At 59.3% G+C, this 24,266-nt stretch carries 23 protein-coding genes and 2 pseudogenes; 4 read left to right on the top strand and 21 right to left on the bottom strand.

Going from position 1 to position 24,266, the window contains the following annotated elements:
- Positions 1-4 precede the first annotated feature (4 nt).
- Together FEE99_RS22200 and FEE99_RS22205 are read right to left on the bottom strand one after the other, a co-directional pair.
- Positions 5-781: pseudogene (locus tag FEE99_RS22200) on the bottom strand (cache domain-containing protein); the annotation flags it as partial.
- A gap of 201 nt (positions 782-982) precedes the next feature.
- Complete coding sequence (locus tag FEE99_RS22205; protein WP_024013513.1) at positions 983-2,299, bottom strand: Na+/H+ antiporter family protein; 1,317 nt, start codon at positions 2,297-2,299, stop codon at positions 983-985.
- Positions 2,300-3,879: 1,580 nt separating this feature from the next.
- On the opposite strand from FEE99_RS22205, the pseudogene FEE99_RS22210 reads away from it, so the two are divergent.
- Positions 3,880-3,936 (top strand): annotated as a pseudogene (locus FEE99_RS22210) (hypothetical protein); the annotation flags it as partial.
- 201 nt (positions 3,937-4,137) lie between these two features.
- Positions 4,138-4,842, top strand: coding sequence for a methyl-accepting chemotaxis protein (locus FEE99_RS22215; protein ID WP_370695146.1), 705 nt, complete (start codon positions 4,138-4,140; stop codon positions 4,840-4,842).
- 127 nt (positions 4,843-4,969) lie between these two features.
- Here the strand turns inward: FEE99_RS22215 and FEE99_RS22220 are convergent, their stop codons facing one another.
- The 4 genes from FEE99_RS22220 to FEE99_RS22235 are packed head-to-tail and all read right to left on the bottom strand — an operon-like array spanning position 4,970 to position 7,571.
- A complete protein-coding gene (locus FEE99_RS22220) occupies positions 4,970-6,283 on the bottom strand; it encodes a sensor histidine kinase (RefSeq protein ID WP_143978945.1) in 1,314 nt (437 codons plus the stop codon).
- Complete coding sequence (locus FEE99_RS22225; protein ID WP_016775412.1) at positions 6,280-6,948, bottom strand: response regulator transcription factor; 669 nt, start codon at positions 6,946-6,948, stop codon at positions 6,280-6,282. Before FEE99_RS22225 ends, FEE99_RS22220 begins: the two co-directional genes overlap by 4 nt.
- A gap of 3 nt (positions 6,949-6,951) precedes the next feature.
- Positions 6,952-7,263, bottom strand: a complete 312-nt coding sequence (locus tag FEE99_RS22230) for a PepSY domain-containing protein (RefSeq protein WP_016775413.1) — start codon at positions 7,261-7,263, stop codon at positions 6,952-6,954.
- Complete coding sequence (locus FEE99_RS22235; protein WP_016775414.1) at positions 7,263-7,571, bottom strand: PepSY domain-containing protein; 309 nt, start codon at positions 7,569-7,571, stop codon at positions 7,263-7,265. The genes FEE99_RS22230 and FEE99_RS22235 overlap by 1 nt, the downstream gene beginning before the upstream one ends.
- A gap of 292 nt (positions 7,572-7,863) precedes the next feature.
- Between FEE99_RS22235 and FEE99_RS22240 the strand changes: the two genes are divergently transcribed.
- Both FEE99_RS22240 and FEE99_RS22245 read left to right on the top strand, forming a co-directional pair.
- A complete protein-coding gene (locus tag FEE99_RS22240) occupies positions 7,864-8,943 on the top strand; it encodes a patatin-like phospholipase family protein (protein WP_041477239.1) in 1,080 nt (359 codons plus the stop codon).
- A gap of 268 nt (positions 8,944-9,211) precedes the next feature.
- Complete coding sequence (locus FEE99_RS22245) at positions 9,212-10,390, top strand: tyrosine-type recombinase/integrase (protein WP_143978946.1); 1,179 nt, start codon at positions 9,212-9,214, stop codon at positions 10,388-10,390.
- Here the strand turns inward: FEE99_RS22245 and FEE99_RS22250 are convergent.
- From FEE99_RS22250 to FEE99_RS22320, 15 genes are all read right to left on the bottom strand, one after another.
- Positions 10,387-10,731: a LexA family protein gene (locus FEE99_RS22250; RefSeq protein ID WP_143978947.1), complete on the bottom strand. Its 345-nt coding sequence runs from the start codon at positions 10,729-10,731 to the stop codon at positions 10,387-10,389. The two genes, FEE99_RS22245 and FEE99_RS22250, sit on opposite strands and share 4 nt — an antisense overlap.
- A gap of 79 nt (positions 10,732-10,810) precedes the next feature.
- Complete coding sequence (locus FEE99_RS22255) at positions 10,811-11,233, bottom strand: cell wall hydrolase (protein WP_064361180.1); 423 nt, start codon at positions 11,231-11,233, stop codon at positions 10,811-10,813.
- A gap of 59 nt (positions 11,234-11,292) precedes the next feature.
- Positions 11,293-11,658 carry a hypothetical protein gene (locus FEE99_RS22260; RefSeq protein ID WP_064361181.1) on the bottom strand — a complete coding sequence of 122 codons (366 nt, stop codon included), beginning with the start codon at positions 11,656-11,658 and terminating at the stop codon, positions 11,293-11,295.
- Entirely contained in the window at positions 11,655-11,990 is a 336-nt protein-coding gene (locus FEE99_RS22265; RefSeq protein WP_143978948.1) for a hypothetical protein, read from the bottom strand. Before FEE99_RS22265 ends, FEE99_RS22260 begins: the two co-directional genes overlap by 4 nt.
- Positions 11,987-13,000 (bottom strand): phage tail protein, encoded by a 1,014-nt coding sequence (locus FEE99_RS22270; protein ID WP_143978949.1) that lies wholly within the window; start codon positions 12,998-13,000, stop codon positions 11,987-11,989. Before FEE99_RS22270 ends, FEE99_RS22265 begins: the two co-directional genes overlap by 4 nt.
- Positions 13,001-13,022: 22 nt before the next feature.
- A complete protein-coding gene (locus FEE99_RS22275) occupies positions 13,023-13,703 on the bottom strand; it encodes a hypothetical protein (RefSeq protein WP_064361147.1) in 681 nt (226 codons plus the stop codon).
- On the bottom strand, positions 13,703-14,014 hold the full coding sequence (locus tag FEE99_RS22280; protein ID WP_056786843.1) for a hypothetical protein: 312 nt from the start codon (positions 14,012-14,014) through the stop codon (positions 13,703-13,705). The genes FEE99_RS22275 and FEE99_RS22280 overlap by 1 nt, the downstream gene beginning before the upstream one ends.
- Before the next feature lie 8 nt (positions 14,015-14,022).
- Positions 14,023-17,064: a phage tail tip fiber protein gene (locus FEE99_RS22285; protein WP_143978950.1), complete on the bottom strand. Its 3,042-nt coding sequence runs from the start codon at positions 17,062-17,064 to the stop codon at positions 14,023-14,025.
- On the bottom strand, positions 17,061-17,459 hold the full coding sequence (locus FEE99_RS22290; RefSeq protein ID WP_042559958.1) for a DUF6950 family protein: 399 nt from the start codon (positions 17,457-17,459) through the stop codon (positions 17,061-17,063). Before FEE99_RS22290 ends, FEE99_RS22285 begins: the two co-directional genes overlap by 4 nt.
- Positions 17,460-17,461: 2 nt before the next feature.
- On the bottom strand, positions 17,462-18,064 hold the full coding sequence (locus tag FEE99_RS22295) for a hypothetical protein (protein WP_178089426.1): 603 nt from the start codon (positions 18,062-18,064) through the stop codon (positions 17,462-17,464).
- The gene (locus FEE99_RS22300) at positions 18,064-18,648 is read right to left on the bottom strand and encodes a hypothetical protein (RefSeq protein ID WP_143978951.1); all 585 of its coding nucleotides are present in this window, start codon (positions 18,646-18,648) and stop codon (positions 18,064-18,066) included. The genes FEE99_RS22295 and FEE99_RS22300 overlap by 1 nt, the downstream gene beginning before the upstream one ends.
- Positions 18,649-18,667: 19 nt before the next feature.
- Entirely contained in the window at positions 18,668-22,606 is a 3,939-nt protein-coding gene (locus tag FEE99_RS22305; protein ID WP_178089427.1) for a phage tail tape measure protein, read from the bottom strand.
- Between the two features lie 57 nt (positions 22,607-22,663).
- Complete coding sequence (locus tag FEE99_RS22310; protein WP_143978953.1) at positions 22,664-23,059, bottom strand: hypothetical protein; 396 nt, start codon at positions 23,057-23,059, stop codon at positions 22,664-22,666.
- Positions 23,060-23,170: 111 nt separating this feature from the next.
- Positions 23,171-24,124 (bottom strand): phage antirepressor N-terminal domain-containing protein, encoded by a 954-nt coding sequence (locus FEE99_RS22315; protein WP_256675346.1) that lies wholly within the window; start codon positions 24,122-24,124, stop codon positions 23,171-23,173.
- Positions 24,111-24,263 (bottom strand): Arc family DNA-binding protein, encoded by a 153-nt coding sequence (locus tag FEE99_RS22320; protein ID WP_143978954.1) that lies wholly within the window; start codon positions 24,261-24,263, stop codon positions 24,111-24,113. The genes FEE99_RS22315 and FEE99_RS22320 overlap by 14 nt, the downstream gene beginning before the upstream one ends.
- Positions 24,264-24,266: the final 3 nt, after the last annotated feature.

Below are 24,266 nucleotides of genomic sequence, written 5' to 3' on the forward strand. Positions count from 1 at the left end.
GACTGGTGATGTTCAGGCGTCGGGTCAGGTCGCCCTCGCCCGCCGCGATGTCGTCGAGGTTGGCTTTCATCAGGGTCAGCGGGCGCAGAATGGTGTTGGCCAGCAGCATGCCCGCTGCCGCGATCACCAGCAGCACCAGCCCCGCAACGCCGACAATGCTCAGCACCACGCCTTGCACGCGCTCCTGCACTTGCGCCTCGACCTGCGCCACTTGCGCTTCGATGCCGTCGAGGTTGACCGAAGTACCGACCGCCATGTCCCACTTCGGCAGGTATTCGGTGTAGCCGAGTTTCGGCACCAGCACCTTGGCGTTACCCGGCAGCGGCGAGCTGTATTGCAGATAGTGGGTGCCGTCCTTGGCCACTTTGACCAGGCCGAGGTTGACGTAGACGCCGTTCGGATCGCGGTTGTCCTTGAAGCTTTTGCCCACGCCGTCGGGGTCGTTGGCCTTGAACAGGCGCACGGTTTCGGAGTCGTAGCCGAAGAAGTAGCCATCCTTGCCGTAGCGGATGCCCGAGAGCAATTTGATCGCCTGCGCCCGCGCCGCGTCGTCGCCCGGTGCGGCGGCGTCGTACAGCGGTTTGATCGTGGTCATGGCCACGGCGACGTAACTTTGCAGGGTGGCCTTGGCGTCGCTGAGCAGCCGCTCGCGGGTCTGTTCGACCTCCTTGCGCGCCTGTTCCTGGAGGATGAACAGCGTGGTCACGCTGATGACCAGCGCAAAGAGCAGCACCGGCAGAACGGCAAGGGACAGGACTTTAGCCTTGAGACTCAGGCGCATCGGGGGACTCACTCTTTTGATTTTGTTGGCGTGGTTAAAGGCTTTAACGGCACGCCGGGGCAAAAGTTGAGTCTTGAAACATCGCCGCCCCCCTGTGGGAGCGAGCCTGCTCGCGAAAGCGTTGGCTCAGCAACCTGTGTGTCGACTGACACGACGCCTTCGCGAGCAGGCTCGCTCCCACATGGGGCAATTGTGGATTTTTTAGAGAACCATCGCCGCCACCCAGCCAAACACCAGCAGCGGCAGGTTGTAGTGCAGGAAAGTCGGTACGACGGTGTCCCAGATGTGGTGATGCTGGCCGTCGATGTTCAGGCCGGAGGTCGGGCCGAGGGTCGAGTCCGAGGCCGGCGAACCGGCATCGCCCAGCGCACCGGCAGTGCCAACGATGCAGACGATGGCGATCGGGCTGAAGCCCAGTTGCACGCACAACGGCACGAAAATCGCCGCCAGAATCGGCACGGTGGAGAACGACGAACCGATGCCCATGGTCACCAGCAAGCCCACCAGCAGCATCAACAAAGCCCCGACGCCTTTGCTGTGATTGATCCAGGCCGCCGACGATTCGACCAGCGTCTGCACCTGCCCGGTGGCCTTCATCACTTCGGCAAAGCCTGAGGCGGCGATCATGATGAAGCCGATCATCGCCATCATTTTCATGCCTTCGGTGAACAGGTCATCGGTCTCGCGCCATTTGACGATGCCCGACACCGAGAAAATCAGGAACCCGACCAGTGCGCCGATAATCATCGAGTCCAGCAGCAACTGCACCACGAATGCCGAAGCAATGGCCACACCGGCGATCATCAGGCTCAGCGGGTTGTAGTGCACCGCCGTCTGCTCGACCTGTTCGATCTTCGCCAGGTCATACACGCGCTTCTTGCGATAGCTGATAAACGCCATCGCCAGCCCGAAAACCATGCCCAGCGCCGGAATGCCCATGGCGTGGGTGACATTGATGCCGCTGATGTCGACGCCGCTGCGGGCGACGTTGGCCAGCAGGATTTCGTTAAGGAAGATGTTGCCGAAACCCACCGGCAGAAACATGTACGGGGTGATCAGGCCAAAGGTCATGACGCAGGCGATCAGACGGCGATCGAGTTGCAGCTTGGTCAGTACATATAGAAGTGGCGGCACCAGCAGCGGAATGAACGCGATATGGATCGGCAGGATGTTCTGCGAGGCAATCGCCACCACCCACAGCAGCCCGATCAGCAGCCATTTGACGTTACCGCCGCCGGTTGCGTGCTGCCGATCCACCATCGCCAAAGCCTTGTCGGCCAGCGCATGGGCCAGGCCGGATTTGGCAATCGCCACGGCGAAAGCGCCGAGCAAGGCGTAGGACAACGCCACCGTCGCGCCGCCGCCCAGACCGCTGTTGAACGCCTTGAGTGTTGCGTCGATGCCCAGACCGCCGGTCAGGCCACCGACCAGCGCCCCGACGATCAGCGCGATCACCACATGCACGCGCGACAGGCTGAGGATCAGCATGACGCCGACGGCTGCTATGACTGCATTCATTTCACTACCTCAAAAAACACTGCGGGTGGAAACACACCGCCAGACAGGATGAGTCCGCCCGGGGTTGGCCGGCGGAGGTGTACAGAGGGTCTTATTAGAGGGCGCGCACTGTGCCGCAGAGTGGCGGCGCTGTCAAAGCCCTGTGGCGAGGGGATTTATCCCCGTTGGGTGGCGAAGCCGCCCCCGGCAAACTTTAAATCAACCCTGTACGCAGGTGTCACGACTGCTTCGCAGCCGAACGGGGATAAATCCCCTCGCCACAGGACTACAGGACTACCGGACCACAGGCCCCCGCATGCGGCAATCGGTCATATTGCGCTCACGGCATAAAGAAAGCCGAAACGCGGCCGCTACAGTGCAAAGTCTCAGATATTTATCGGATAAGGATGTTTTCCATGTCGCTCAGACAACTTTCCATCCAGTGGAAAATCACCCTGCTCGCCGGCCTCTGCCTGGCCGGTATCGTGACCCTGTTGGTCGGTCTTTCGCTGTATCGCATGGAACACAGCTCGGCGCTGGTCAAGGCCTCGAGCATGGAGATGCTCACCGAGTCGGCGCAGGCGCGGATCGAATCGCAAGGTGAAGTGCAGGCCGCCGGCATTCGTCAGCAATTCATGGACGCCTATCAGTACGGCCACGGTTTCTCGCGGCAGGTACTGTTTTTGCGTGAGCAGGCCGAGAAGCGCTTTCTCGATGCCTTCGACCTGCGCGAGGACATGACCCGTCAGGTCAAATCCGCGCTGCAAGCCAACCCGGACCTGCTCGGCCTGTCGCTGGTGTTCGAAGCCAATGCGCTGGACGGCAAGGACGAACTGTTCGCCGATCAGGCTGAGCTGGGCAGCAACGACAAGGGCCGTTTTGCCCTGTACTGGTCGCAGCCGACCCCGGGCAAAGTCACTTCGATGGCGCTGCCGGAAAGCGACATGAGCGACACCAGCACCGGCCCCAGCGGTCAGGCCGCCAACGCTTGGTTCACCTGCCCGCGCACCACGCTCAAACCGTGTGTGATCGAGCCGTACTTCTATGTCATCGACGGCCACAAAGTGCTGATGACCAGCATCGTCTTCCCGCTGCAGGTCAACGGCAAAGTCATCGCCTCGCTGTCGGTCGACATCAACCTCAACAGCCTGCAAGCGATCAGCCAGAACGCCAGCCGCAAGCTTTACGACGGTCAGACCGCCGTCAGTATTGTCAGCCCCGCCGGCCTGCTCGCCGGTTACAGCCCGGATGCCGGCAAACTCAGCCAGCGTCTGGATGCGGTGGATCAGGCCAGCGGCAGCGAGTTGCTGCGCCTGCTCGCCTCGAGCACTGGCGTGAGCAGCCTGCACAGCAACGGCCAGTTGAAAGTGCTGTCGCCGTTCCAGCCGATTCCCGATGGGCCGGCGTGGGGCGTGTTGCTCGATGTGCCGGAGCAAGTCCTGGTCAGCCGTGCCGAAGCGCTCAAGCAGCAACTGGATGCGAGCAATACCTCAGGCACGCTGATCGAACTGAGCCTCGGCCTGTTCGCCGCCCTGATCGGTCTGCTGCTGGTGTGGCTGATGGCGCGCAGCGTGACCAAGCCGATCCTCGGTGTGGCGCACATGCTTGAAGACATCGCCAGCGGCGAAGGCGACCTGACCCGGCGTCTGGCCTACGACAAGCAGGACGAGCTCGGCCAGTTGGCCGGTTGGTTCAACAAGTTCCTCGACAAGTTGCAGCCGATCATTGCCGAGGTGAAGCGCTCGGTGCAGGACGCGCGCAACACTGCCGACCAGTCCTCAGCCATCGCCACCCAGACCAGCGCCGGCATGGAGCAGCAATACCGTCAGGTCGATCAGGTCGCCACCGCTTCCCACGAAATGAGCGCCACCGCCCAGGACGTCGCGCGCAGTGCCGCCCAGGCCGCCGAAGCCGCCAAGGACGCCGACCGCGCCACCCGCCAGGGTCTGACCGTGATCGACCACACCACCGCGAGCATCGACACCCTCGCCGCCGACATGAGCGCAGCGATGGTCCAGGTCGAAGGCCTGGCCGCCAACAGTGAGAAGATCGGCACGGTGCTGGAAACCATCCGCGCCATCGCCGAGCAGACCAACCTGCTCGCACTCAACGCCGCCATCGAAGCCGCCCGCGCCGGTGAAGCCGGACGCGGTTTTGCCGTGGTCGCCGATGAAGTGCGCAACCTCGCGCGCCGCACTCAGGAGTCGGTGGAGGAAACCCGCCAGGTCATCGAGCAACTGCAGAACGGCACGCAGGAAGTGGTCGGTGCGATGGGCAACAGCCATCGTCAGGCCCAGGGCAGCGTTGAGCAGGTGGGCCAGGCTGTCACGGCGTTGCGGCAGATCGGCGATGCGGTGACGGTGATCAGCGACATGAACCTGCAAATCGCCAGTGCCGCCGAAGAGCAGAGCGCAGTGGCTGAGGAGATCAACAACAACGTGGCGACGATTCGCGATGTGACGGAATCGCTGTCCGGACAGGCGAATGAATCGGCTCGGGTGAGTCAGTCGCTCAACAGCCTGGCGAATCAGCAGCAGCGGTTGATGGATCAGTTCCGGGTCTGACTTTGACGACATGTAGGAGCTGTCGAGTGAAACGAGGCTGCGATCTTTTGATGTTGCTATACCAGATCAAAAGATCGCAGCCTCGTTTCACTCGACAGCTCCTACAAGATTTGCGCAAGGCGCCGGGTCAGCGCTTAGGCAGTTCAATCACCACTTTCAACCCGCCCCACTCGCTTTCTCCCAGCACCAGTAACCCGCCCCACGTTTCGACAATATCCCGCACGATCCCAAGGCCGAGCCCATGCCCGTGGGTCTGCTCATCCAGCCGCGTGCCACGGCTGAACACCTGAGTGCGCTGCTCTTCGGGAATCCCCGGGCCGTCATCTTCCACGCTCAGGGCAAAGCCGTCAGACCGGTCGATCACACTCAAGCGCACTTCGGCATCCGCCCATTTGCAGGCGTTGTCAAGCAGGTTGCCGAGCAGTTCGAGCAAATCCTCGCGGTCCCACGGCAGCTGCAAACCCGGCGGTGCGACGTAGCTCAGGGCCAGATGCTCGCCGTGAATCATGTTCAGCGTCGCCAGCAACCCTGGCAGCTCGGCATCACAATCGAACAACGCGCCGGGCAGCGCATCCCCCGACAACCGCGCGCGATTGAGTTCGCGATTGAGGCGCTGCTGCACCTGCTCCAGTTGTTCCTTGAGGATCCTGCGCAGCTCGGGATGGTCATCGAGCTTGTCGCTGGAGGCCAGGCTGAGCAGCACCGCCAACGGGGTTTTCAGCGCGTGGCCGAGGTTGCCCAAGGCATTGCGCGAGCGCTTGAGGCTGTCTTCGGTGTGGGCGAGCAAATGGTTGATCTGCGCCACCAGCGGTTCCAGCTCCACCGGCACCTGATCGTCGAGTTGCGAGCGCTGGCCCTGCTGCAACTGAGCGATCTGCTCGCGCGCGCGTTCCAGCGGTTTAAGGGCGCGGCGTACGGTCAGGCGTTGCAGGAACAGGATCAGCAGCAACGCCGCCAACCCCAGGCCGAGGCCGATCTGACGCATGCGCTGAAAGCTGTCGCTGACCGGCGTGTAATCCTGGGCGACACTGATCGAGATCGACTGACCGAGGCGCCGGTAGTCTGAGCGCAGTATCAGCAGGCGTTGCCCGTCCGGGCCAAGTTGCAGATTGCTGTGCAGCCCCGGGTGTTGCAGCAGCGGCAGTTCCTGATCCCACAGCGAGCGCGAACGCCAGTGGCTGTCGGAGAAATCGATGCGAAAGTAGTGCCCGGAAAACGGCCGCTGATAGGCCGGCGACAGATGCCGCTCATCCAATTGCAAACCTTGCGGGCCGCGCACCAGCGCCACCAGCAGGCTTTCGCTGTCGTTGCGCAGGCCGGCTTCGAGGTAGCGCTGCAAACCGACTTCGAACAACCACAGGCTGGTTTGCGCCAGCACCAGACCGACCACCACCATCACGCTGATCAGACCCAGGCTCAAACGGCGCTGGATTGATCTCATGAAGCTTGTCCGCCGAACAGGTATCCCTGACCGCGACGGGTTTCGATCACGCTTTTGCCGAGCTTGCGCCGCAGGTGATTGACGTGGACTTCGAGGACGTTGGAGTCACGCTCAGTCTCACCGTCGTAGAGGTGTTCGGCGAGGTGGCTTTTCGAGAGGATCTGCTCGGGGTGCAGCATGAAATAGCGCAGCAGGCGGAATTCAGCGGCGGTCAGCTGGATGTCGGCGCCATCGCGAACCACGCACTGGCGGCCTTCGTCCAGATGCAGGCCGGCGGCTTGCAGGGTCGGCTGGTTGGCCTGGCCCTTGGAGCGGCGCAGCAGTGACTGAATGCGCAGGTACAGTTCTTCCGGGTGGAACGGTTTGGTCAGGTAATCGTCAGCGCCGGCCTTCAGCCCTTCGATGCGCTCGGCCCAGGAATCGCGCGCGGTAAGGATCAGCACCGGAATCGCCAGACCGGCCGCGCGCCACTGCGCCAGCACGTCCAGCCCCGGTACGCCGGGCAGGCCGAGATCGAGGATGATCAGGTCATAGGGCTCGCTGCTGCCCTGATACACCGCGTCACGACCATCGGCCAGCCAATCCACCGCGTAGCCTTGGCGCTGCAGGCCGGCGAGCAATTCGTCGGCCAGCGGTACATGGTCTTCCACCAGAAGCAAACGCATCGATCAATCTTCCTTGTCTTTGACTAACTCGCCGGTATCGGCCTTCAGGTGCAGCTCGCGCGCCACGCCCTCGACCGTCAGCAATTCGACTTCGTAAATGTACACGTCGTGTTTTTCTTCCAGCTCGACTTCCAGCAGTTTGGCGCCGGGGTAGCGATCCATGGCCTGCTGCAGCACTTGCTCCAGCGGCAGGATCACGCCATCGCGACGCAGGGCCAGCGCCTCGTCCTGATCGAGGTCGCGAGCCATGGCCGTACTGCACAACAACACCAGCGCCAGCGCCGTCAGGCGGGTGGCGCGACTATTCAGCTTCATTACGTATCCTGATGATCCCTGAGCACTTCACCATCGACCGCGTTCAACTCCAGATCCCACTTCAGCCCTTTCGGGTCGCGCAGTTCGATCTGGTAAATGAACTTGCCGTACTCTTCCTCCAGCTCGGTTTCGGTGATTTCCGAACCGGGGTGTTTTTCCAGGGCGATGGCGTTGAGCTTCTCGAAGGAGACGATAGTACCAGCGTCGCGCAAACGAAGCGCTTCGTCAGGTCCGAGATCGCGCGCCAGCGCAGTGTTGGCGCCAAGGCCGAGGATCGAGGCAGTGGTCAGGGCAGTCAGGGTTTTCATGGGTGTCTCCGAATTCTTATATGTTGCTTACGGTGGGCACCATAGCGAGGTCAACTTAACTGAAACTGAATGGCCATCATTGTGCCCCACTGTTGGCAAGATTCCCTGTGGGAGCGAGCCTGCTCGCGAAGACGGAGTGTCAGCTGCAGCGATGTTTCTGACCCGCCGCTTTCGCGAGCAGGCTCGCTCCCACACTGGTTTTGCGTCTGCCCCGTTTGTGGGACAGGCTCACTCCTACATGGGCCTGCAACATGTGCTTATAATCGCCAGCTTGCTAACGATCGAGACCGGTATGACCGCCATCCACATCAAGTTTCCCGCCCTCACCCTCAAGGCCGGCCCACGGGCCATGGCGCGGATTCGTGCGCAGGGATTGCTCGCCGCAGACGTCGGCACCCTGCCCGGTGCGGCCGGTGGGCCGAAGGCGTTGGGGATTCAGGGGCTGGATCTGGCGTTGTTCGGCGAGTGGCTGCCGGGTGCGCCGCGTGAGCGTTCGCTGATCGGCGCCTCGGTGGGTTCCTGGCGCTTCGCCAGCGCCTGCCTGCCGGACGCCGCCGAAGGCATTCGCCGCCTCGGTGAGCTGTACGCCGAGCAGAATTTCAACAAGGGCGTGACCATGGCCGAGATCAGTAAGAGCTCGCAGCGCATGCTCGATGACCTGCTCGACGGCCGCGATGCGAGCATTCTTGAAAACGCCGATTACCGCTTGAACATCATGGTTGTGAAGAGCCAGGGCCGCCTCGCCGAGGACCATCGCGGGCGCCTCGGTCTGGCACTGGGTTCAGTGATCGCCGACAACCTGCGCGGCCGTGCACGGCTGTCGCGACACTTTGAGCGGCTGATCATCCACGATCCACGCCTGGCGCCACCGCTTGATGCCTTGACCGATTTCCCCTCGCGTTTCGTTGCGCTCAATACCGGCAACCTGCGCCAGGCCCTGCTCGCTTCCGGGTCGATTCCGATGGTGATGGAAGGCGTGCGCGACCTGCCCGGCGCCGGCGCGGGTACGTTCCGTGACGGCGGTTTGCTCGACTACCACCTCGACCTGCCCTACAGCGGCGACGGCATCGTGCTCTATCCGCACTTCACCGATCGGGTGATTCCCGGCTGGTTCGACAAGACCCTGCCATGGCGCCGCGCTTCGGTGCAGCGTCTGCAGGATGTGCTGCTGGTCGCGCCATCGAAGGAATATCTGGCGCGCCTGCCCTACGGCAAACTGCCCGATCGCAACGACTTCAAACGCTTTATGGGCGATGCGCCGAGCCGGCAGAAATACTGGCACACGGCGATGGACGAGAGCCGTCGACTGGGTGACGAATTCCTCGAGCTGACGGCCAACGGTCGCCTCGCCGAGCGCCTGCTGACCCTTTAGTCAGCACGGCCAAAGACAAGCTGATAAACTCGCCGCCTGCCCGAATCGCTGCGGCGAACGCCATCTGAACAGAGCCGAAAATACCGTGGAAATCTTCAAAGATTCCACGGTAGCCTCCCGCCTAAAACCCCTCCGTTTCATAAACCCCCACGTAACCGCTGATACATAAGCCGATCAAGTACCAAGCTGTACCGTGCGATACCTTCCCAGTGACAAAGACTTAGTACATCATCCAGTACATTGAGATCAGAAAGCAGAGGATGTACTAGTGGCGATCTCGGACACAGCGGCCAGGCAGGCCAAGCCGAAGGACAAGGCATACACGATCGCCGACTCCCTTGGACTTTCCCTCTATATAGCCACCAGCGGCATAAAAAGCTGGCACTTTCGATTCACTTGGCTTGGTAAACAGGCGCGGATTTCATTCGGGACTTACCCGGATACAGGCCTTAAGGAAGCGCGCGCGCGTCGAGACGCGGCACGGGAAGACATTGCCAGCGGGATCGACCCGCGCAATTCGAGAAGGGAGAAAAAGGCCGAGATGATCGAGGCCGGGGGCCGGACCTTTCGTCGTGTTTACGACGAGTGGCTGGCATTCAGGAAGGGGAGCATTTCGCCTGGGACATACCGAATCATCAGTAACTTGATGGAGCTGGATGTACTGCCGGTGTTCGGCACACGGCAGATCGACTCCATCAAGCGCGCTGACGTCATCAGCTTGATACGCAAGATTGAGAAACGCGGCTCGGTGGCCACCGCCGTCAAGGTTCGTCAGCGAACAGGCCAGGTTTTCAGCTATGCCATTGCAATTGGCTTGATCGACGTCAACCCTACCGCAGAGATGCACGCAGTGACTGAGCGCATGGGTCAGCACAAGCCTCACCCCTTCCTGCCTTTCAGCGAAATGCCGAAAACGATAGCGGCCGTTCAAGAATCATCATCAGGTCAGCAGCTTCGAGCGGCATTCATGCTGATGATCTACACTGCGTCACGCCCGGGAGAGGTACGTAGAGCCGAATGGTCGGATATCGATCTCGATGCCGCCGTATGGACGACCCCCGCCGCCAAAATGAAAATGCGCAGAGACCACTCGGTGCCTCTGCCCACTCAAGCGGTCGATCTTTTGAAAGAAATGCTGCCGATCACAGGCCACCTTCGTTACGTTTTCGTCAATCGAAGTGACTCAACGATGCCTATCGGCACCAACTATGCCAACAACGTTCTGGATGCCTGCGGCCTGACCGGAAAGCAGTCTCCTCACGGTTTCCGCCATCTCTTTTCAACCGAGATGAACGGGAGAGGCTATAACCGAGACTGGATCGAGCGTCAGCTTGCGCACGCAGACAGCAGTTTCATTCGCGACGTTTACAACCACGCTTCCTATCTCGAACAGCGACGGGCAATGATGCAGGAGTGGGCTGATCTGGTAACGCCCGAGCGAACTTAAGCGGATTGCCCGTGATCACGAATACTGTGAGTGACCACGCCCCACACTTCAAACGTGTCGCCTTCGAGAATGTGCCGATCCGGGTAGCCACTGTTGGCGGACCTCAGGACAGGCCGACCGTGCACGTAGCTGAGGAACTTCACTGCTGGCTCCTGGTTGATTACGCCGATGACTATGTTGCCGGCAACTGCGTCTCGCCCCTTGTCCACAACCAGCAAATCGCCGCTGAAAACGCCGGCGCCTTTCATGCTGTCGCCCTCGCACATCACCAGGTACGTACCGGGGTCTCGAATGTTAAGTAGCTGGTCTAGAGATATTTCGAGATGGTCAGGGGCGTTCATAGGCGACTCAGAGCTGTATGGGCAGACAGTATTCTATGCTGTTACGCCCTCTATGTAAGAGCTGTTCGTCCGCAGCTGGTCAAGGAACATCCTTGAAGAAGACGTGGTGACCGAGCTTCAGCGTCTGCTTGGCCTTCGCTGCCCAGGCCGGCGCCTTGATGCTGGTGGCGTAGTAGTGCGTGGCCCCGCCGGTGGGATCCGGCACCTTGCCGTCGATCACTTGGTCAGCCGCTACCCGGCACTGCGCCAGCTCGCGGAAAGGGATCTCCTTCACGCCGATCAGGAACTGATAGTTCGGGTCGGTCTTGTTCCAGCAGCTGAACTGCCATGGCTTTTGGCAGACGCCGGCGTAGCCTTCACCCCACCACGACTTCTCCTTGCCGTCGAACACGCGGTTGCGAATAGTCCAGGCTACGGCCACCTGGCCGGCGGCGCCTTCACCGCGCGCCTCGCCCCAAATAGTGCGAGCAAGGATGTCTCGATCTTTCTCGGTTACTGGCATCACTTTTCTCCAGGCAAAAAAATACCCGCTCGATGGCGGGTTGCGGTGTTCAGTTTGACTCAGGCCGCGCCGGGTTCACTCAGCAGTGGCGCGGCGATGATTTCCGGGATGGGTGGCTCAACGGGCCATACCGGCGCCTGATACCACGTTGGCTGCACAGTGACTTTGCCAAGCGCGAACTTGTACGTTTTCCACGCCTTCAACGTGAGCAGCAATTCGGCCTGCTCAGCCTCTTCCTCTGCTGTTGCCTCGCCGATATCGATGCCGAAACCGATGGTATCGATGCGGTCTTGAATACGTGCGATCTGGGTAACCGATCTCGTATTTCGTGACGCGAGTTCGGACTTGGCCGCGCTCAGTTGAGCAGCCTGAATCGCTGCGTCTTTCATCGCCTTGGTGATGAGTTGGGTCCAGTCGATATTCATCCCTGCACCTCGCTCACGGTTTCACTCGAAACTTCTGGTAACGGTGCCGGAAACTCAATCAGGCCGTCCGGTACGTCATGCAATGGCACCGGAAATGCCTGCTCGGGGCTATAGTTCAATGGGTTTGGCAGTATCAAGGTCAGCGTCAGCTCCCCCTCTTCTTTGTTCACATCACCGACGAACCATTCGGATTTGATCGCGCTGGATGGCAAGGTGTCGCCATCACTCATGCGGGAAAAATCAAAAGTCTCGCCGTTGATAACCAGAGAGTTTCCTGCACGCACAACCTCTAGTGAGTCGTCGCGCCGCTGGGGTGAAAGATTGATAATCATTGGAACCATCTCCCGATAGCGATCACCGACAAATAAAAACCGATTGAATTTGATGTGTTTCTGTTTTTTCCAGACCAGCGAAAGCTAGTGGTCGTTGTGCCCGTTTCCGCCGAACCAGTTATGTCGTACGGAAAGTCAGAGCTGGTGCTGAAAGAAAGTGTTGGTATCGAGGAAAATGCAGACGCAAAGGATTGGGCGCCCAAGTTTATAGTTCCGTTCGCCGCTACCGTCTGAAGCGCGAAAGATCTCGTGCAGATCATCGTCCCGTCTGCCCATTTTACAAAGTTTCCATTGGCGCCCGAGCCTCTCTCTATGATCGCGCCGGTAGGTACGCCATTGCTCTGTGAAACTGTGCCGACGACGTTGGATTTCCCGTAGGCTCCTTCTGCCTGTAGTGCTGTCAGCAGTGCGGACGTCGTAGTCACGCCAGTACCGCCCTGGTTCACCGCTAACGCAGTGGTCAACCCGATGATCGATGTAATGTCGTTGTTCGCACCTTTCCCTGCTTTTGCAGCTTGAAGCTTCCCTATCGCCGCCAGAATACTGTCAGCTGCGACTACCGCGCCTGCCGCTGATGCATCCAGCCCTGTAAGGACTGAAGAAAGAACCCTTGCATTGGTTAGGTATTTGTTTGCTTCCCCCTCCGGAAGACCGTCTGTATCGGTGAGATTCAGTTCCTCACGAACCCCGACGGTCGTAGGCGTGGTGCCAAGTACCGCCAGCACGCCTCCGTAATCATTGAGAATGTCCCGCACCTGATCGGCCAAGTCTTTCTGATAGCCCTGCACTGGCATGATCGCGTAGAAGCCGCCAGCAACTGTCGAGCCTTCGTAATTCGGCGAGATCGAAAGAGCGGTATTGCTCGCGATGTTGGTCACCTCGTACCAGCGACCGTCCGGCCCGCGAAAGCCATCGCCGACCCGGCTGTTGGCAATAAACGCGGTGCCTGTGCCGATCACTGCGTTGGAATTTTGGGTGACAGAAACCGTTCCTGATTTGTACCAGGGCATGCTGTGCATCCTATAAATGGGGTTATGCGGCTTGTTTTGCGAACACTGCCGGCAGGAAGAAAGCGAAGGGGTTCGATGCCGCAATGGTGATGGCGTAGAGCGTGTTGTTGGGGAAATCCCACCAGCAATAAAGATCGCGGGGGATGCCGCTTCCCGAGGTCATCGGCATGCCGAACGTGTTCAGCAACATGAACTCGTTCTCAGGGAAGTTGAACGGAACGCTGTAGAAGATCCGCGTTAGGCCCTGAGGGGTGGTGTCATAGCGGACATACGTCCAGTTCTGGAAAGCACGAGTAAACGTTGCGTTCGGCGTGCCTGAGTCAAAAAGCAGTTTCCCGGCGCCATCCCACAAGCGCATCCCATATTGAGCAACAGGCTGAGCCCCAAACGCCGCAACGAAATAACGCCCATTCAGACCGGCAACGCTGACGTCGTACGCCCTGACATAAAAGCCTGTCCAGTTACCCGCAGAGCCCAAAAGGCTCATCCGGCAAAGCCCCGCCACCCCGTTGATAGTGTCCGGTCGCACGAATACGAGCGGAGGCTCTTGCGAGGTAACAGGGCGCGCAAACGTGGTAACCGAGCCAAGCCCAGACTCTTGGTTTGGTGCGTATCGCCCTGAAGCAATGACCATCAGCCGTGCAAACTCTGAATCCAAAGTCACGACGTTATTGTTGTTTGTGAACTGAACGCCGTAGCTCATCAGCTCCACCTCATTACTATCAAGCGCATGGTTCCGGAAGACGTGGTACTCGCCGCGTACGTCCGGGTGTAGTTGTAGACGCGGACGACTCCGTCGAGCATCTCGGTTTCGAACTGCATTTGGTTCTGCGAATAGGTACCGATCGGGATCACGATTGCGGTTCCGTTGCCAGGGCCTACACCGGGAACGGCGAAGTCCTGCGTTCCTTTGCTGGCCCCCAGTGCAAACGTGACTTGCACCGAGAGCACGACGCGAATCGTGAATGAGTTCTCATCCAGCTGGAGCGCCCCATCGGCGCCCCATATCCTTATGCCGAAGCTCATGCGTTCAGATTCCCCCACTGGTAGCGCTTCACGCCGTTCTCATCGAACACCTTGCCGCCGTTGTTGTTGATGACCTGGCGAGCGCCACCGCCCAGCGGGCTGTTCAGCTCGAAGTTGCCAGCCTTGTCGATGCGCCAGCCCTGAACACCTGCGATGTAGTTGTCTGACTGGATGAAGAAACCGATCTTGGCGTTTCCGATCGAGGCGTCTTTCACAAAAAGGGTATTCAGGAAGACCTGCCCACCCTCTACCGCAAACGGCACCGAAATGGCGCCGCCGGCAATGGTGTTGACGATGGCGAAGCGGTCAGCGCTGACGAGGAACTGGCTCTGCAATCCTGCCCCGGTGTTCTCAATGCCAAGCCCAATGCCCGCCGCGACGTACTGCCCATTGGCTGTGACCTGCATCTTCACCGACCACATCGTGTTCAGCTTACCCGCCGTGTCCGCATAGGCTGTGGACGTCTGCTGAATCGCTGCCGAGTTCTCCCCAACGGAAACATTCAACTGGTCGATCTTCGTCGCGGTCGCCGATTCGTTCGTGGCCACCACCTGCTCAAGCTCGGTGATGTTCGCCGCGTTCTCGCCGATTTTCGCGTCGAAGTTCGTTACACGGCTCGACATTGCCTCGTTTTGGGAGGCGCGAACCTTCGATTCGGACGCAATCGCCGCCGTGTTGGTATAGCTTTTGATCGCGTCCGCGAGATCGCCAGCACCGTCATCGTCTCGATAGGAGGCGCGAAGGGCTTCGAAGGCCGTGGCTTGAGCAGTGACGACGCCGTCGAGTTCGTCGATCTCGACTGTATGGGTTGCCACCTGCTGGGCAAGTCCGTTCGCAGTCTCAACGGTCTGCCCAACGTCGAGCCAGTAGAGCGGGTTTGGCGGTGGCATGTTGAGCGGTACCGGGCCGGTAGCCTGATAGATCCGCTTGCCCTGCACCACCAGGTCGTACTCTTCGTAGGTGGCTTCCGGGTCGTAACCTTTCAGTCCGTCGAGCGCGTCGATTTGCTCCTGGAGCCCCGGGATTTTGTCGATCTCGTCGGCAAGCTCCTGACCCAGCTCTGTCTTTGTGATTTTCCCGGCAAGTGCCGCCAGATACGCCGAGACATCGTTCGAGGTCTGCGCGGGCACGTAAAGGAAAGAGCTCTTGCCGTAGGCGTTCGACGATCGGACGAAATAGTAGTAGTTCGTCCAGAAGCCCAGCCCCGTGTGAGTGAAGGATAGTCCCTGCCCCAGATACTCGGCATCAGCAGAGGTGGCTGTCGGTGACGTGCTGAAGAAGTATTCATAAGTACCGCCGTTCAGCCCGTTTTGCGCGTTTCCCGGTATCAGGACGATGTTATCGATCGACGACTGCACCACGCAGCTTTCCGGGATTGGCGGGCCGTTGATGCTGACGGTGATCGTCACCTCCCCCGATCGCGCCATGGGGCCAGCGGCCGCCACGCTCATTGTGTAGTTACCGGACGGCAACCCGTTGATGGCGCACTCAGTGGATGTCGCGGGAACGTTGTGCGACTGAATCGCGGCCGTGCCCTGCCGAACGATGACGATGTACTCCTTGACCACGCCAGCAGGAGGAGCCCACGACAGAACGCCCTGCGTTACCTCGGCCGTGGTGTCCTGCGTCCACGTCAGATTAGTTGGCGTGCCAAGCCCACCAGAAGGCAGGATGATGAAGCCAATCGGGTTGTAGGGCTGACCGACGGCGTCATCGAAGATAGCTGGCTCGTATTGCTTGACCTGCACCGTGCAGCCCTCGCGATCGCCCATCGACCAGTCGGAGACGATGAACTCGCCAAGGATGTTCAGGGACGGGAGATTTACCCGCACCACGCGACCCGGACGGCAGTTGTAGCCGGCGAAGTTCATCGGGATGCTGATAGCCCCGCCAGCGCGCCGCCGGCGCAGCTCCATGTTCGCCAGGCGCTGGGCCTGATAGGGATCGGTGACATAGGAATAGGTCAGCGTCTCCGCCGCCTCGCCGCCGTCCTCGACAATCCACTCCGAAACACTAACTTCCGGGTAGTCCGTTTCAGTCCATGACTGATCCGGATCGATAAAGGTGCCGCGCACTGTGTTGATCGCCGTGTCATTGGTCGGCTCGGTGCTACCGGTGACGGTGCCGATCACCATGTCCTCGGTGATTTCGAAGTCGTACGGGCCGTAATAGGCGCCGGCCTGGAACATCCAACGACCGCCAACACGGATCAGATGTCCGCCGGAAGCTGCTTCCAGTTTCTGGAGAACACCGGTGCGCTGCTCGTCCGCGCCGATTACACAGCCGGTGCGATACCGCTGGCTCGTCGAGCCGTCGGCATTGATTACGCCCTCATCGCAGACGTTTGCAGCACTGGCGAAGGTCTCGAAGACGATTTCATCGTCCGGAACATTGCAGCGATTGCGCAGGAACCAGAGCAAGTGAAGCGCGGTGTTCGCGCTGTACCCCGAAGCCCCGCTGCGCGGATCGTAGATATCATTCCGGCCACGAACCACAAAACGTGTGTCAGGGATGCCCGATGGAAACTTCTCTGCGCTGTAACGCAGGGAAACCCGCACGTACGATAATCCGCGACCGATCTGTGAGTCTTTCCAGTCGGGGCAATTGGCTTTCAGGAAAGCGTTCACTTGAGTCGGATTGACGACCAGCTCGTAGCTGGCCAGCGGGCCGAACGCGCCAATTTCTTCCTCGCCGAGGTAGATGTTTTCGAGCGCATCAATCGCGCCCTCACACAGCACGTACACCAGGTGCAACCATTCACCTTCCACCTGAGCACCTGCCTGTTCCTGCGCCCACACCAGCACGCCGCCAGTAGAGACTCGGCCGAGGATGAAACGAACCGGCGCCTTCGAGGAGCGCACGGTCTGGGCGGATGGCTCGTTGTCGCGCAGTGGCGACTTGGTATTGAGCTTTTCCTGTTGCTCCGCCGCGTAAAAGGCAAGCGCTGCGCCAGCAACAGCACCCCATGGGCCGCCCTGAGCAAAGCCAACTACCGCGCCGATGACGACTGAAGCGAGTTTCTTGACGCCGCCGCTCATTCAATTCTCCACGCGGCCAATGGCTCGCACTCAACCCGAGCCGCACCGTCGTCGGTCGCTGCCCAGTAATCCCCCGCCCAGAAAACGGCCATGCTTCGGCCGCCGGGTGCGTCGTACAGAACGACGTCGCCACGCTGGATGAAGCCCAGTGGCACCCGAGCAAAGTGGACATCCCACGCCGCCTCAAGGCTGCCGTGCTGTTTCTTCAGTTGCCGTTTCGCACCGGTTTCCGTCGTGTACTTGCCGCGGTAGTTCTCCGCAGGATCGACACCACACACCGAGGCCGTGCAGTCGGCAGCGAACAGGCAGCAGTCAAATTCGCCCCATGAAAAAGGCCGCTCTTGGGCGGCCTTGATCGTTTCGTTCAGACGGGTTGTCCAGTCTCGGTAGCGCATGGCTAGCTTCCATATGTGAATGTCGGTGCGTCCTTCTTCGAGCCCCAATAAATGGGCCACTCGGACATCTGGGCGATGGCGTAGAAGAACCGGTCGCCCTGATGGCGCGCTCGGTGATTTTCATCGGTGAATCGTTCGGTACCGGTGCGGCTCCACTCGGCCATGCGATCGATGACCGGGACAGTGATGCTGTTGCCATCCTCGCCATTGCCGGCAAAGGAGAACTTCGCCGCGTCCATGCGACCAGAGAACAGAATGTCCGCCGCGTAGTTGCCGACCTCGTCGAACACCACGAATATGACTTTGGCCATTCGCCCGCGACAGCCCCGGACGTTCGTCTCGGAAAGGATGTAGGCATCCAACCCGCTGAGCGTCAGCTCGACGGACATTGGCGACCCAGAGTTGTCGCTTTCCTGCGATTGGCTCACCTGGCCGAAGTTGCCCACGCCCAGGTAGGTGATGCCATCGACCACCAGATCACCGGTACCGGTGTGCGCGAAGACCAGCCCGTCGACGAAGTCGAGCTGCACCGCGTAGACAGGCATGAAGCGGCCAGTGGCGATGATGTTCACAACGCTCTGGCTGAACGGAAATGCTGATGGCATCAGAAGGCCTCCCTGAATGGGTAACTGCCGTTCGCGATCACCGGTTTAATGGACATCGCCCAGGTATCGGTGGTCATGCGCATTTCCGAGTAGGGGTTGAGGTACTCGACGGCGGTACCGGCTGTGAGCGTCTTGCGGATGCGCTTGTTGACTGACACCGTCACCCTGCCCTGCGCGTTCGCCGATGCCGCATCGGTAACCTCAAACATCTCGCCCGCAATGGTGATGTAGTCGCCTTCAGCGAACACAGCGGCATTCGCCTGTGCGCCGCCGATTACCATTGATCGCGCCTGAGCGTTTCCGGTGACGACCGTGAGAGCTCCGACGCTGTTGGTGCGCTGGCGGGTGAACGCCGGCAGGTTGAAGGTACCCATCATGCCGTCGAGCTTCCCGAGGAAAGAGGTCAGCTGTCGTTCCTGCTCTCTGGTCAGCAATCCGAAGGTCAAGGTGCACTGCCAGTAAGCGCCCGGGTAGCCGACGATCTGCTGGGCATTCGAGAGCGTCGAGGTAAACGCCCTGCTGTTGTTGACGATGCCCCACGTCATTTCTGACGGACGCAGCGAAGCCGGCCACGTGTGAGCCATGCAGTACTCCTTAGATTGCTTAGCGCCGCGCGATCAGCTGGCGGATGGTTCCGTTCATTTTCAGGTCGCGCACGACCAGCTCGTAGCCGCCCTTGGCCCCCTGCATTGCCGCCTCGCGCACCATGTTGACGGTGGCGTCATCTGGTGTGCCTTGGAAGCTGAAGCTCTGCTTGATGACCGGAGCAGTGGACGAGCCCGAAGAGATCGGTACGACATTGGAGGTCGATGCAGCAGCGGTAGCGCCAACGTAACCGCCATCCGCGTACCCTTTGGCGTTCGCGTTCATGCGTTCGAGGAACTCCCGAGCACCTGGCTGGCTCACCGCCTCCTTGCGGACAACGAACTCGCCGCCGTGCACAACGCCCTTCGGCTCGAACTTGCCGCCGTCACCGGTATAGCCGCCGTCGGAGAAGCCGAACTTCGAGCTGTATCCGGCGGCAGATGCGCCGAGCGCGGAAGACGTCGCGCCAGCCGAGCCGGCTGCGAGGCCGTTGCCGGCTGAAGCGCCGGCAGTCAGTCCGCTGAAGATCGTGCCGAAGATGCCCACCGCCGCCTGGCGCACCTGAATGCGGATCAGGTCGGCGATGATGCCGTCCGCCAAATCCTTGAATGACAACTTGCCGGTTTTCACGAAATTTACGATCGAGTCTTCCATGTTGCTGAAGGCATTGGTGAATAGCGATTTGCTTTGGCCGGCCACATCAGCAGCTTGCTCGGCATAGTTCTGAAATGCCGACCTTGCACCGTTCGACCAGTCGGCCTGAGCCTTATCCACTTTGGCCCAGCCATTCACCATGATTGCGACCTGCTGCGGGAATAGCTCTTCGGTGATATTGATCTGATCCTGTAAATCCTTGCGCTGCTGGTCAGTTGACGCCCTGGCAAGCTTGGTACGCAGATCAAGGATTCGGTCGTTGTGATCGCTTTCAAGCTTCAATCGCTCCGAGGCTCGTTGTGCCTCCTCGGTACCCTGCCCAATAGCAGCAGCTGCCTGATTGGCAGCTTCCTGCTGGGTTTGGAGTTGCTTCTGGATCTGCAGTCGATACTGCTCGGCCTGGCTCAGCTCGCCACTTTTTTCAATAACTGCGGCGTAATCCTTTGATGCCTGGCCCAGCGCCACGCCGTATTGCTCCTGCGTGATCTTCCCCTTTGAAAGCGCGAGCTGCAGCTTCTCCTGCGCCTCGGTTAGGTCTCGAACAGCCTGCGCCGCCGGGTCTGCTTTTTTGTAGAGAGCATCGAATGCGCTCAGCGCGGCGTTAAGCTCGCCTTTTTCGCTTGGGCCTTTCGGGGTTTTAGTCGGCTTGTTCGGCGTGGTGCCGGCAACAATTTGCGCCATCCGCTCTTCTGCCAGCTGCCGAGGCGTTTTGCGCGGAGTGACAGGCGCGGCTGGTGCGGTACCGCCATTTGTCAGCAGCCCGTAGCCGCTGAGCCCTTGCTTTTGCTGATCAACCAGCAGCAGATTGCGACCTGCAGTCAGGTTAATCGACTTGTCGATGATCCGCTGCATCGCGCTGACTTGCCGGGCCGAACTTTCTTCGGCCGCTTTGGCGGTATCGCTCAGGGCTTTCTTTTGCGCGGCAGCCGTATCCTCAGCGGCCTGCATGGCGGTGTAGCTCGCCACCAGCAGAACCTTCAGTCGCTCCTGCTCGACTTTGTTGTTCTCCTTGACCGCGTCCTGATACTTATTGAGCAGGTCGGTCTGCGCTGCGATGGCCTTGGCTTGCTCTTGCTGCGACGAATTGGCACCCATCTTGATAGCGGTGTATGCCGCCTCAGCTGCCGCGTTTGCGCCAACCAGATCGCGGGTCTTGGTCAGTTGCTCAATGTACTTGTCCCACGCCTGTGCGCTAGCGCCATTAGCCTTGCTGGTAGCATCTTGCGATGCGGCCATTTTGCCATTGTTGGCTGACACGTCCTGCGTGAGCTTGTTTACGGTTTGCAGTCGCTCGGCATAACCATTTGCCGATTGAATGTTGGTGTCGTAGCTGGCTGCGATCCCTTCCAGGGAAGACTTAAATCCTCCTGAGATGCCCTGCGTCGCCTGAAGCCATACGGTCACGTCGTCCAGGGTTTTCTGCCCAGACTTCACTTGCGCAATCATGCTCGACAAGGTTGCCAGGTCGGACACTCGCGCCGAGCCGACGGAGGTGATCGCGTTCTCGGCGATATTCGCGTACTTGCTGGCAGCAGCCGAAGCATCATCCAATGCTGCCTGCTGTGCCTCTGCCCACTTTGAAACCTGATTTCGCTGCTGGGCAGCGGTCAGGCTGTCGAACTTCTTGACCGTCTCGTCAATCGCAAGATGCTGATCAATAAGTGACTCGGTCGCCTTATCTGTTCCTGACGCTAGATAAATCATTCCGCCAGCTACTGCGGCCAATCCAAGCGTAACCGCCCCAATTGGCCCACCCAGCGCCGACAAAGCAAGCGATCCTGCGGTGCGAGCTACAACACCCCGCTGCTCTGCCGCATTCAGCGCATTCTGCGCGCTAGCTTGGGCAGTCAGAATCGCTGCGCCCTCAGTCCGCGCAGCATTGAGCGCCACAGTTTGCTGACCAACAACAGCGCCAGTCGCAAGCTCTGCCTGTCGAGCTACCGACAGCCGCGCCTCTGCAGCTGTTAGCTGAGTGGTAATCGCGGCTTCGGCGGTACGTATCTCGGCGAGACGGGTATGTGATGCGGCAAGCCCTGTGTTGTTAATTTGTGCCTGCATCCGCTGGACTTCAAGCTGTCGATCAGCCGCTAGCTGCGCTGCTACCGCCCTCAGCCGCTTAACGCTTGAAATTTCAGATTGCGTAGCCGCCATTGCCTCGCTTCGGGCGTAGATGGCTCTAGCCAGCCCGGCCTCAGTAGAGGCCACAACTACGCTTTGAATGGCAACAGCTTCGGAGGCAGCCGCCATCTCTGAGCGTTTCGCCGTGACAATCTGCTGATTGGCTGCCGACACGTCGCTATACCGAGCCTTAACCGCCAGATAAAGCGAGCTGACAAGGCCTGCACCTACCTTCGCTGCATATGCGCCAGTGATGACCATTAGCGCATCGGTATTGGAAACCACCGTTTTCAGGCCATCACCGCCGACAGCAACGACATTGCCGAGGCCGGTCGCGATGGACTGAATGCCATCGATGACTTCTGGTTTCGACAGAGAGTCGGCCAACGCATCAACCGAACGGATAAGCGGATTTATGTCGATCTGCCCGACAGCAGCAAGGAAGTTGTTTTTCAGTGCGGTCGATGCCTGCTCAAACCGGCGCGGCATGCGATCAAGCTCTGAGTTCAGCGAAGTCAGAGACTTGAGAAGCGCATTGGTAACAACCTCGGCAGTGATCTTGCCGTCGGCAGCCATCTGGCGAATCTGGCCGCTGGTGACGCCCAGGTACTCGGCCAGCGCACGGGTGATGCGTGGCCCCTGCTCCATTACGGAGTTCAGCTCTTCGCCGCGCAGCGTGCCGGACGCCAAGCCCTGGGATAGCTGAATCGCGGCGTTCGAAGCCTCCTGCATGGTGGCGCCGGAAATTACGAACGCCTTGTTGATGGCATCGGTTACCCCAAGCAACTGCTCGGTGGTGTAGCCGGCGCCTCGGGTGGCGTTGGCCAGCCGGGTATACAGCGAAACAGTCGACTCCAGCGAGCTGCCGGTGTTATTCGCCATCGTCAGCAGCTTCTGGAAAGAATCGGTAGCTACCGAAGTCGACGAACTGACGAGCGCTAGAGAGCCCTGCATGGATTTGAAGGCATCCGTAAGTCGGATGATCTCGCTGGCTACTCGACCAGCACCGAGAGCCGCGAATGCCACGCCGGCTGCGCGAGCCGCCGAGCCAGCTCCAGACATGGAGTTGGCAGCCTGATCGCCAACCACAACAAGGTTGTTCAGGGTAATACGAAGCTGCTCACCATTACGCTGCGCCTGCCGCGAATCGATGATGATATCCAGGCGGCTAGATTGCTGAGTCATGGCTTTTCTCCGGGCGAAAAAAAACCCGCTCATGGCGGGCCTTGAAATATCTGGCTGTTACTTGAATATCACGATCATCATGATGGATAGAAACACTAAGCCTATTATCCAGCTATACACCTGCGAACTGGTAAATTCGTTTTGAAGGGCTTGCTGGTTGATTTCTGCAGTTTTCCTAATAGTTTCTGCGGTATTTCTGTTGATTTCAGCCACGCTGTCCATGGTTTTTTGAATGCATGCGTTGACCTCCTCGGCATGCATCGAGAGGAATCTATTCTGACTCTCAATATCCCAGCTGGAGATCATATTGCTTATGGCGTCCTTCTGATCAATTTCAAGCTGATATCCATTCGCACCGTCTCTCACGGCATTGCCAATTTCCTCGTAATTCCGCTCCGCCAGCTGCCTAACATCGGATCGAGTAAAGTCAACCGTTAAAAACTCCGTTCTCATCTTGCCGGCGCTCCCTGAATTTTTTATCAGATTACCAACACGCCAACTCTGAGTCCAAAACTCTTGAAGCACCAAAACCCCGCTGATGCAGGGTGATGGGTGAAAGTTTTGTCAGGCTGCTCTGTGCTTAGACCTCAGGCGCAGGTTGCTCAGCGCCGCGAGGGCGAACTCGAAAAGGTCGTCAGTAGAAATCGGGATGTCGCCAGGGATGTGCGCGATGCCCTTCAAAAATTCCTGGCTCGACAACACATAAGCGTTATCAGGAATCCGCGTGATCTGCTGCTCACCTTTGTGATTGAAGCTGAGCATATAGCGGCCATCCTGGCCGACATCGAAATACGGCTCTACTGGTTTTTGCAGATACTGGCCTTCGATGGCATATGCAGCAACGAAATTCATCGCTGATTCAAGCTTTTCAGCGGGAATGTCTTCCCCGCGCACGACGCTGAAAGCTTTGTGTACCTGCGACCAGATGTGCATGCGCGCGCTTTGTTTGGCGCGCTTATCGAGGCGGCTGATTTTCCCGTCGATTACCGCAGACAGACAGTGAAATCCGTCGGAGCCGATGGTGGTGCCGATCAAGGTGAAATTCGTGCTCACAGGCAGCGCAACAGGAGCGTGGGTTTTGTTCCAGTGCGACCACAGAACATCGTCGCATTCGTTTTGAAATGCGATCACAACATCACGCAGCTCTCTCCGAACCTTGCTGGCATGAATGGACATCAGCCAGCCGGCGAGTTTGCGCAGAGGAAGGCAAGCCATTTCGCGGCTTTTCCCATCATCCGCAACTATCACCATAATGGTGACAGTTGAAGCAAACCGCCCATCCATCAACTTGCGATGCTGGGTCTGCCATGCCAGCCCCATACCTTCAACAACCGGCTTCATTGGTACGAATGGCTCGCCACCCTTCTCAACCAGCAACAGATTGGCTGAGCGGAACGGGATGACATTCGATACCGCTGTGCTAATATTCGACATGACGTTGTTTTCCTGATCGTTAACTGCGTTGGATTCATAAGCCCTGGTCGTTGGCGCGACTGGGGCTTTTTTATGTCCGTGCATTTTTCTCTCCCGTCCTAGCCTGCTTGAGAATTTCTACAAGCTGGGCATTCATTGAGCGGTTTTGTTCTTTCGCCTGCTGCTTGAGCCAATCCATCAGCTCACCGGGGAAACGAACTTGGGTTCTTGATAGCGATTGCATAAC

The organism is Pseudomonas sp. ef1, from assembly GCF_007293365.2.
Classification (GTDB): domain Bacteria; phylum Pseudomonadota; class Gammaproteobacteria; order Pseudomonadales; family Pseudomonadaceae; genus Aquipseudomonas; species Aquipseudomonas siliginis.

Bases quoted from the DNA above. Each gene is read 5' to 3' on its own strand.
- FEE99_RS22205 (WP_024013513.1), bottom strand. From the start codon at position 2,299: ATGAATGCAGTCATAGCAGCCGTCGGCGTCATGCTGATCCTCAGCCTG.
- FEE99_RS22215 (WP_370695146.1), top strand. From the start codon at position 4,138: ATGAGCGCCACCGCCCAGGACGTCGCGCGCAGTGCCGCCCAGGCCGCC.
- FEE99_RS22220 (WP_143978945.1), bottom strand. From the start codon at position 6,283: ATGAGATCAATCCAGCGCCGTTTGAGCCTGGGTCTGATCAGCGTGATG.
- FEE99_RS22225 (WP_016775412.1), bottom strand. From the start codon at position 6,948: ATGCGTTTGCTTCTGGTGGAAGACCATGTACCGCTGGCCGACGAATTG.
- FEE99_RS22230 (WP_016775413.1), bottom strand. From the start codon at position 7,263: ATGAAGCTGAATAGTCGCGCCACCCGCCTGACGGCGCTGGCGCTGGTG.
- FEE99_RS22235 (WP_016775414.1), bottom strand. From the start codon at position 7,571: ATGAAAACCCTGACTGCCCTGACCACTGCCTCGATCCTCGGCCTTGGC.
- FEE99_RS22240 (WP_041477239.1), top strand. From the start codon at position 7,864: ATGACCGCCATCCACATCAAGTTTCCCGCCCTCACCCTCAAGGCCGGC.
- FEE99_RS22250 (WP_143978947.1), bottom strand. From the start codon at position 10,731: ATGAACGCCCCTGACCATCTCGAAATATCTCTAGACCAGCTACTTAAC.
- FEE99_RS22255 (WP_064361180.1), bottom strand. From the start codon at position 11,233: ATGCCAGTAACCGAGAAAGATCGAGACATCCTTGCTCGCACTATTTGG.
- FEE99_RS22260 (WP_064361181.1), bottom strand. From the start codon at position 11,658: ATGAATATCGACTGGACCCAACTCATCACCAAGGCGATGAAAGACGCA.
- FEE99_RS22265 (WP_143978948.1), bottom strand. From the start codon at position 11,990: ATGATTATCAATCTTTCACCCCAGCGGCGCGACGACTCACTAGAGGTT.
- FEE99_RS22270 (WP_143978949.1), bottom strand. From the start codon at position 13,000: ATGCCCTGGTACAAATCAGGAACGGTTTCTGTCACCCAAAATTCCAAC.
- FEE99_RS22275 (WP_064361147.1), bottom strand. From the start codon at position 13,703: ATGAGCTACGGCGTTCAGTTCACAAACAACAATAACGTCGTGACTTTG.
- FEE99_RS22285 (WP_143978950.1), bottom strand. From the start codon at position 17,064: ATGAGCGGCGGCGTCAAGAAACTCGCTTCAGTCGTCATCGGCGCGGTA.
- FEE99_RS22290 (WP_042559958.1), bottom strand. From the start codon at position 17,459: ATGCGCTACCGAGACTGGACAACCCGTCTGAACGAAACGATCAAGGCC.
- FEE99_RS22295 (WP_178089426.1), bottom strand. From the start codon at position 18,064: ATGCCATCAGCATTTCCGTTCAGCCAGAGCGTTGTGAACATCATCGCC.
- FEE99_RS22300 (WP_143978951.1), bottom strand. From the start codon at position 18,648: ATGGCTCACACGTGGCCGGCTTCGCTGCGTCCGTCAGAAATGACGTGG.
- FEE99_RS22305 (WP_178089427.1), bottom strand. From the start codon at position 22,606: ATGACTCAGCAATCTAGCCGCCTGGATATCATCATCGATTCGCGGCAG.
- FEE99_RS22310 (WP_143978953.1), bottom strand. From the start codon at position 23,059: ATGAGAACGGAGTTTTTAACGGTTGACTTTACTCGATCCGATGTTAGG.
- FEE99_RS22315 (WP_256675346.1), bottom strand. From the start codon at position 24,124: ATGCACGGACATAAAAAAGCCCCAGTCGCGCCAACGACCAGGGCTTAT.
- FEE99_RS22320 (WP_143978954.1), bottom strand. From the start codon at position 24,263: ATGCAATCGCTATCAAGAACCCAAGTTCGTTTCCCCGGTGAGCTGATG.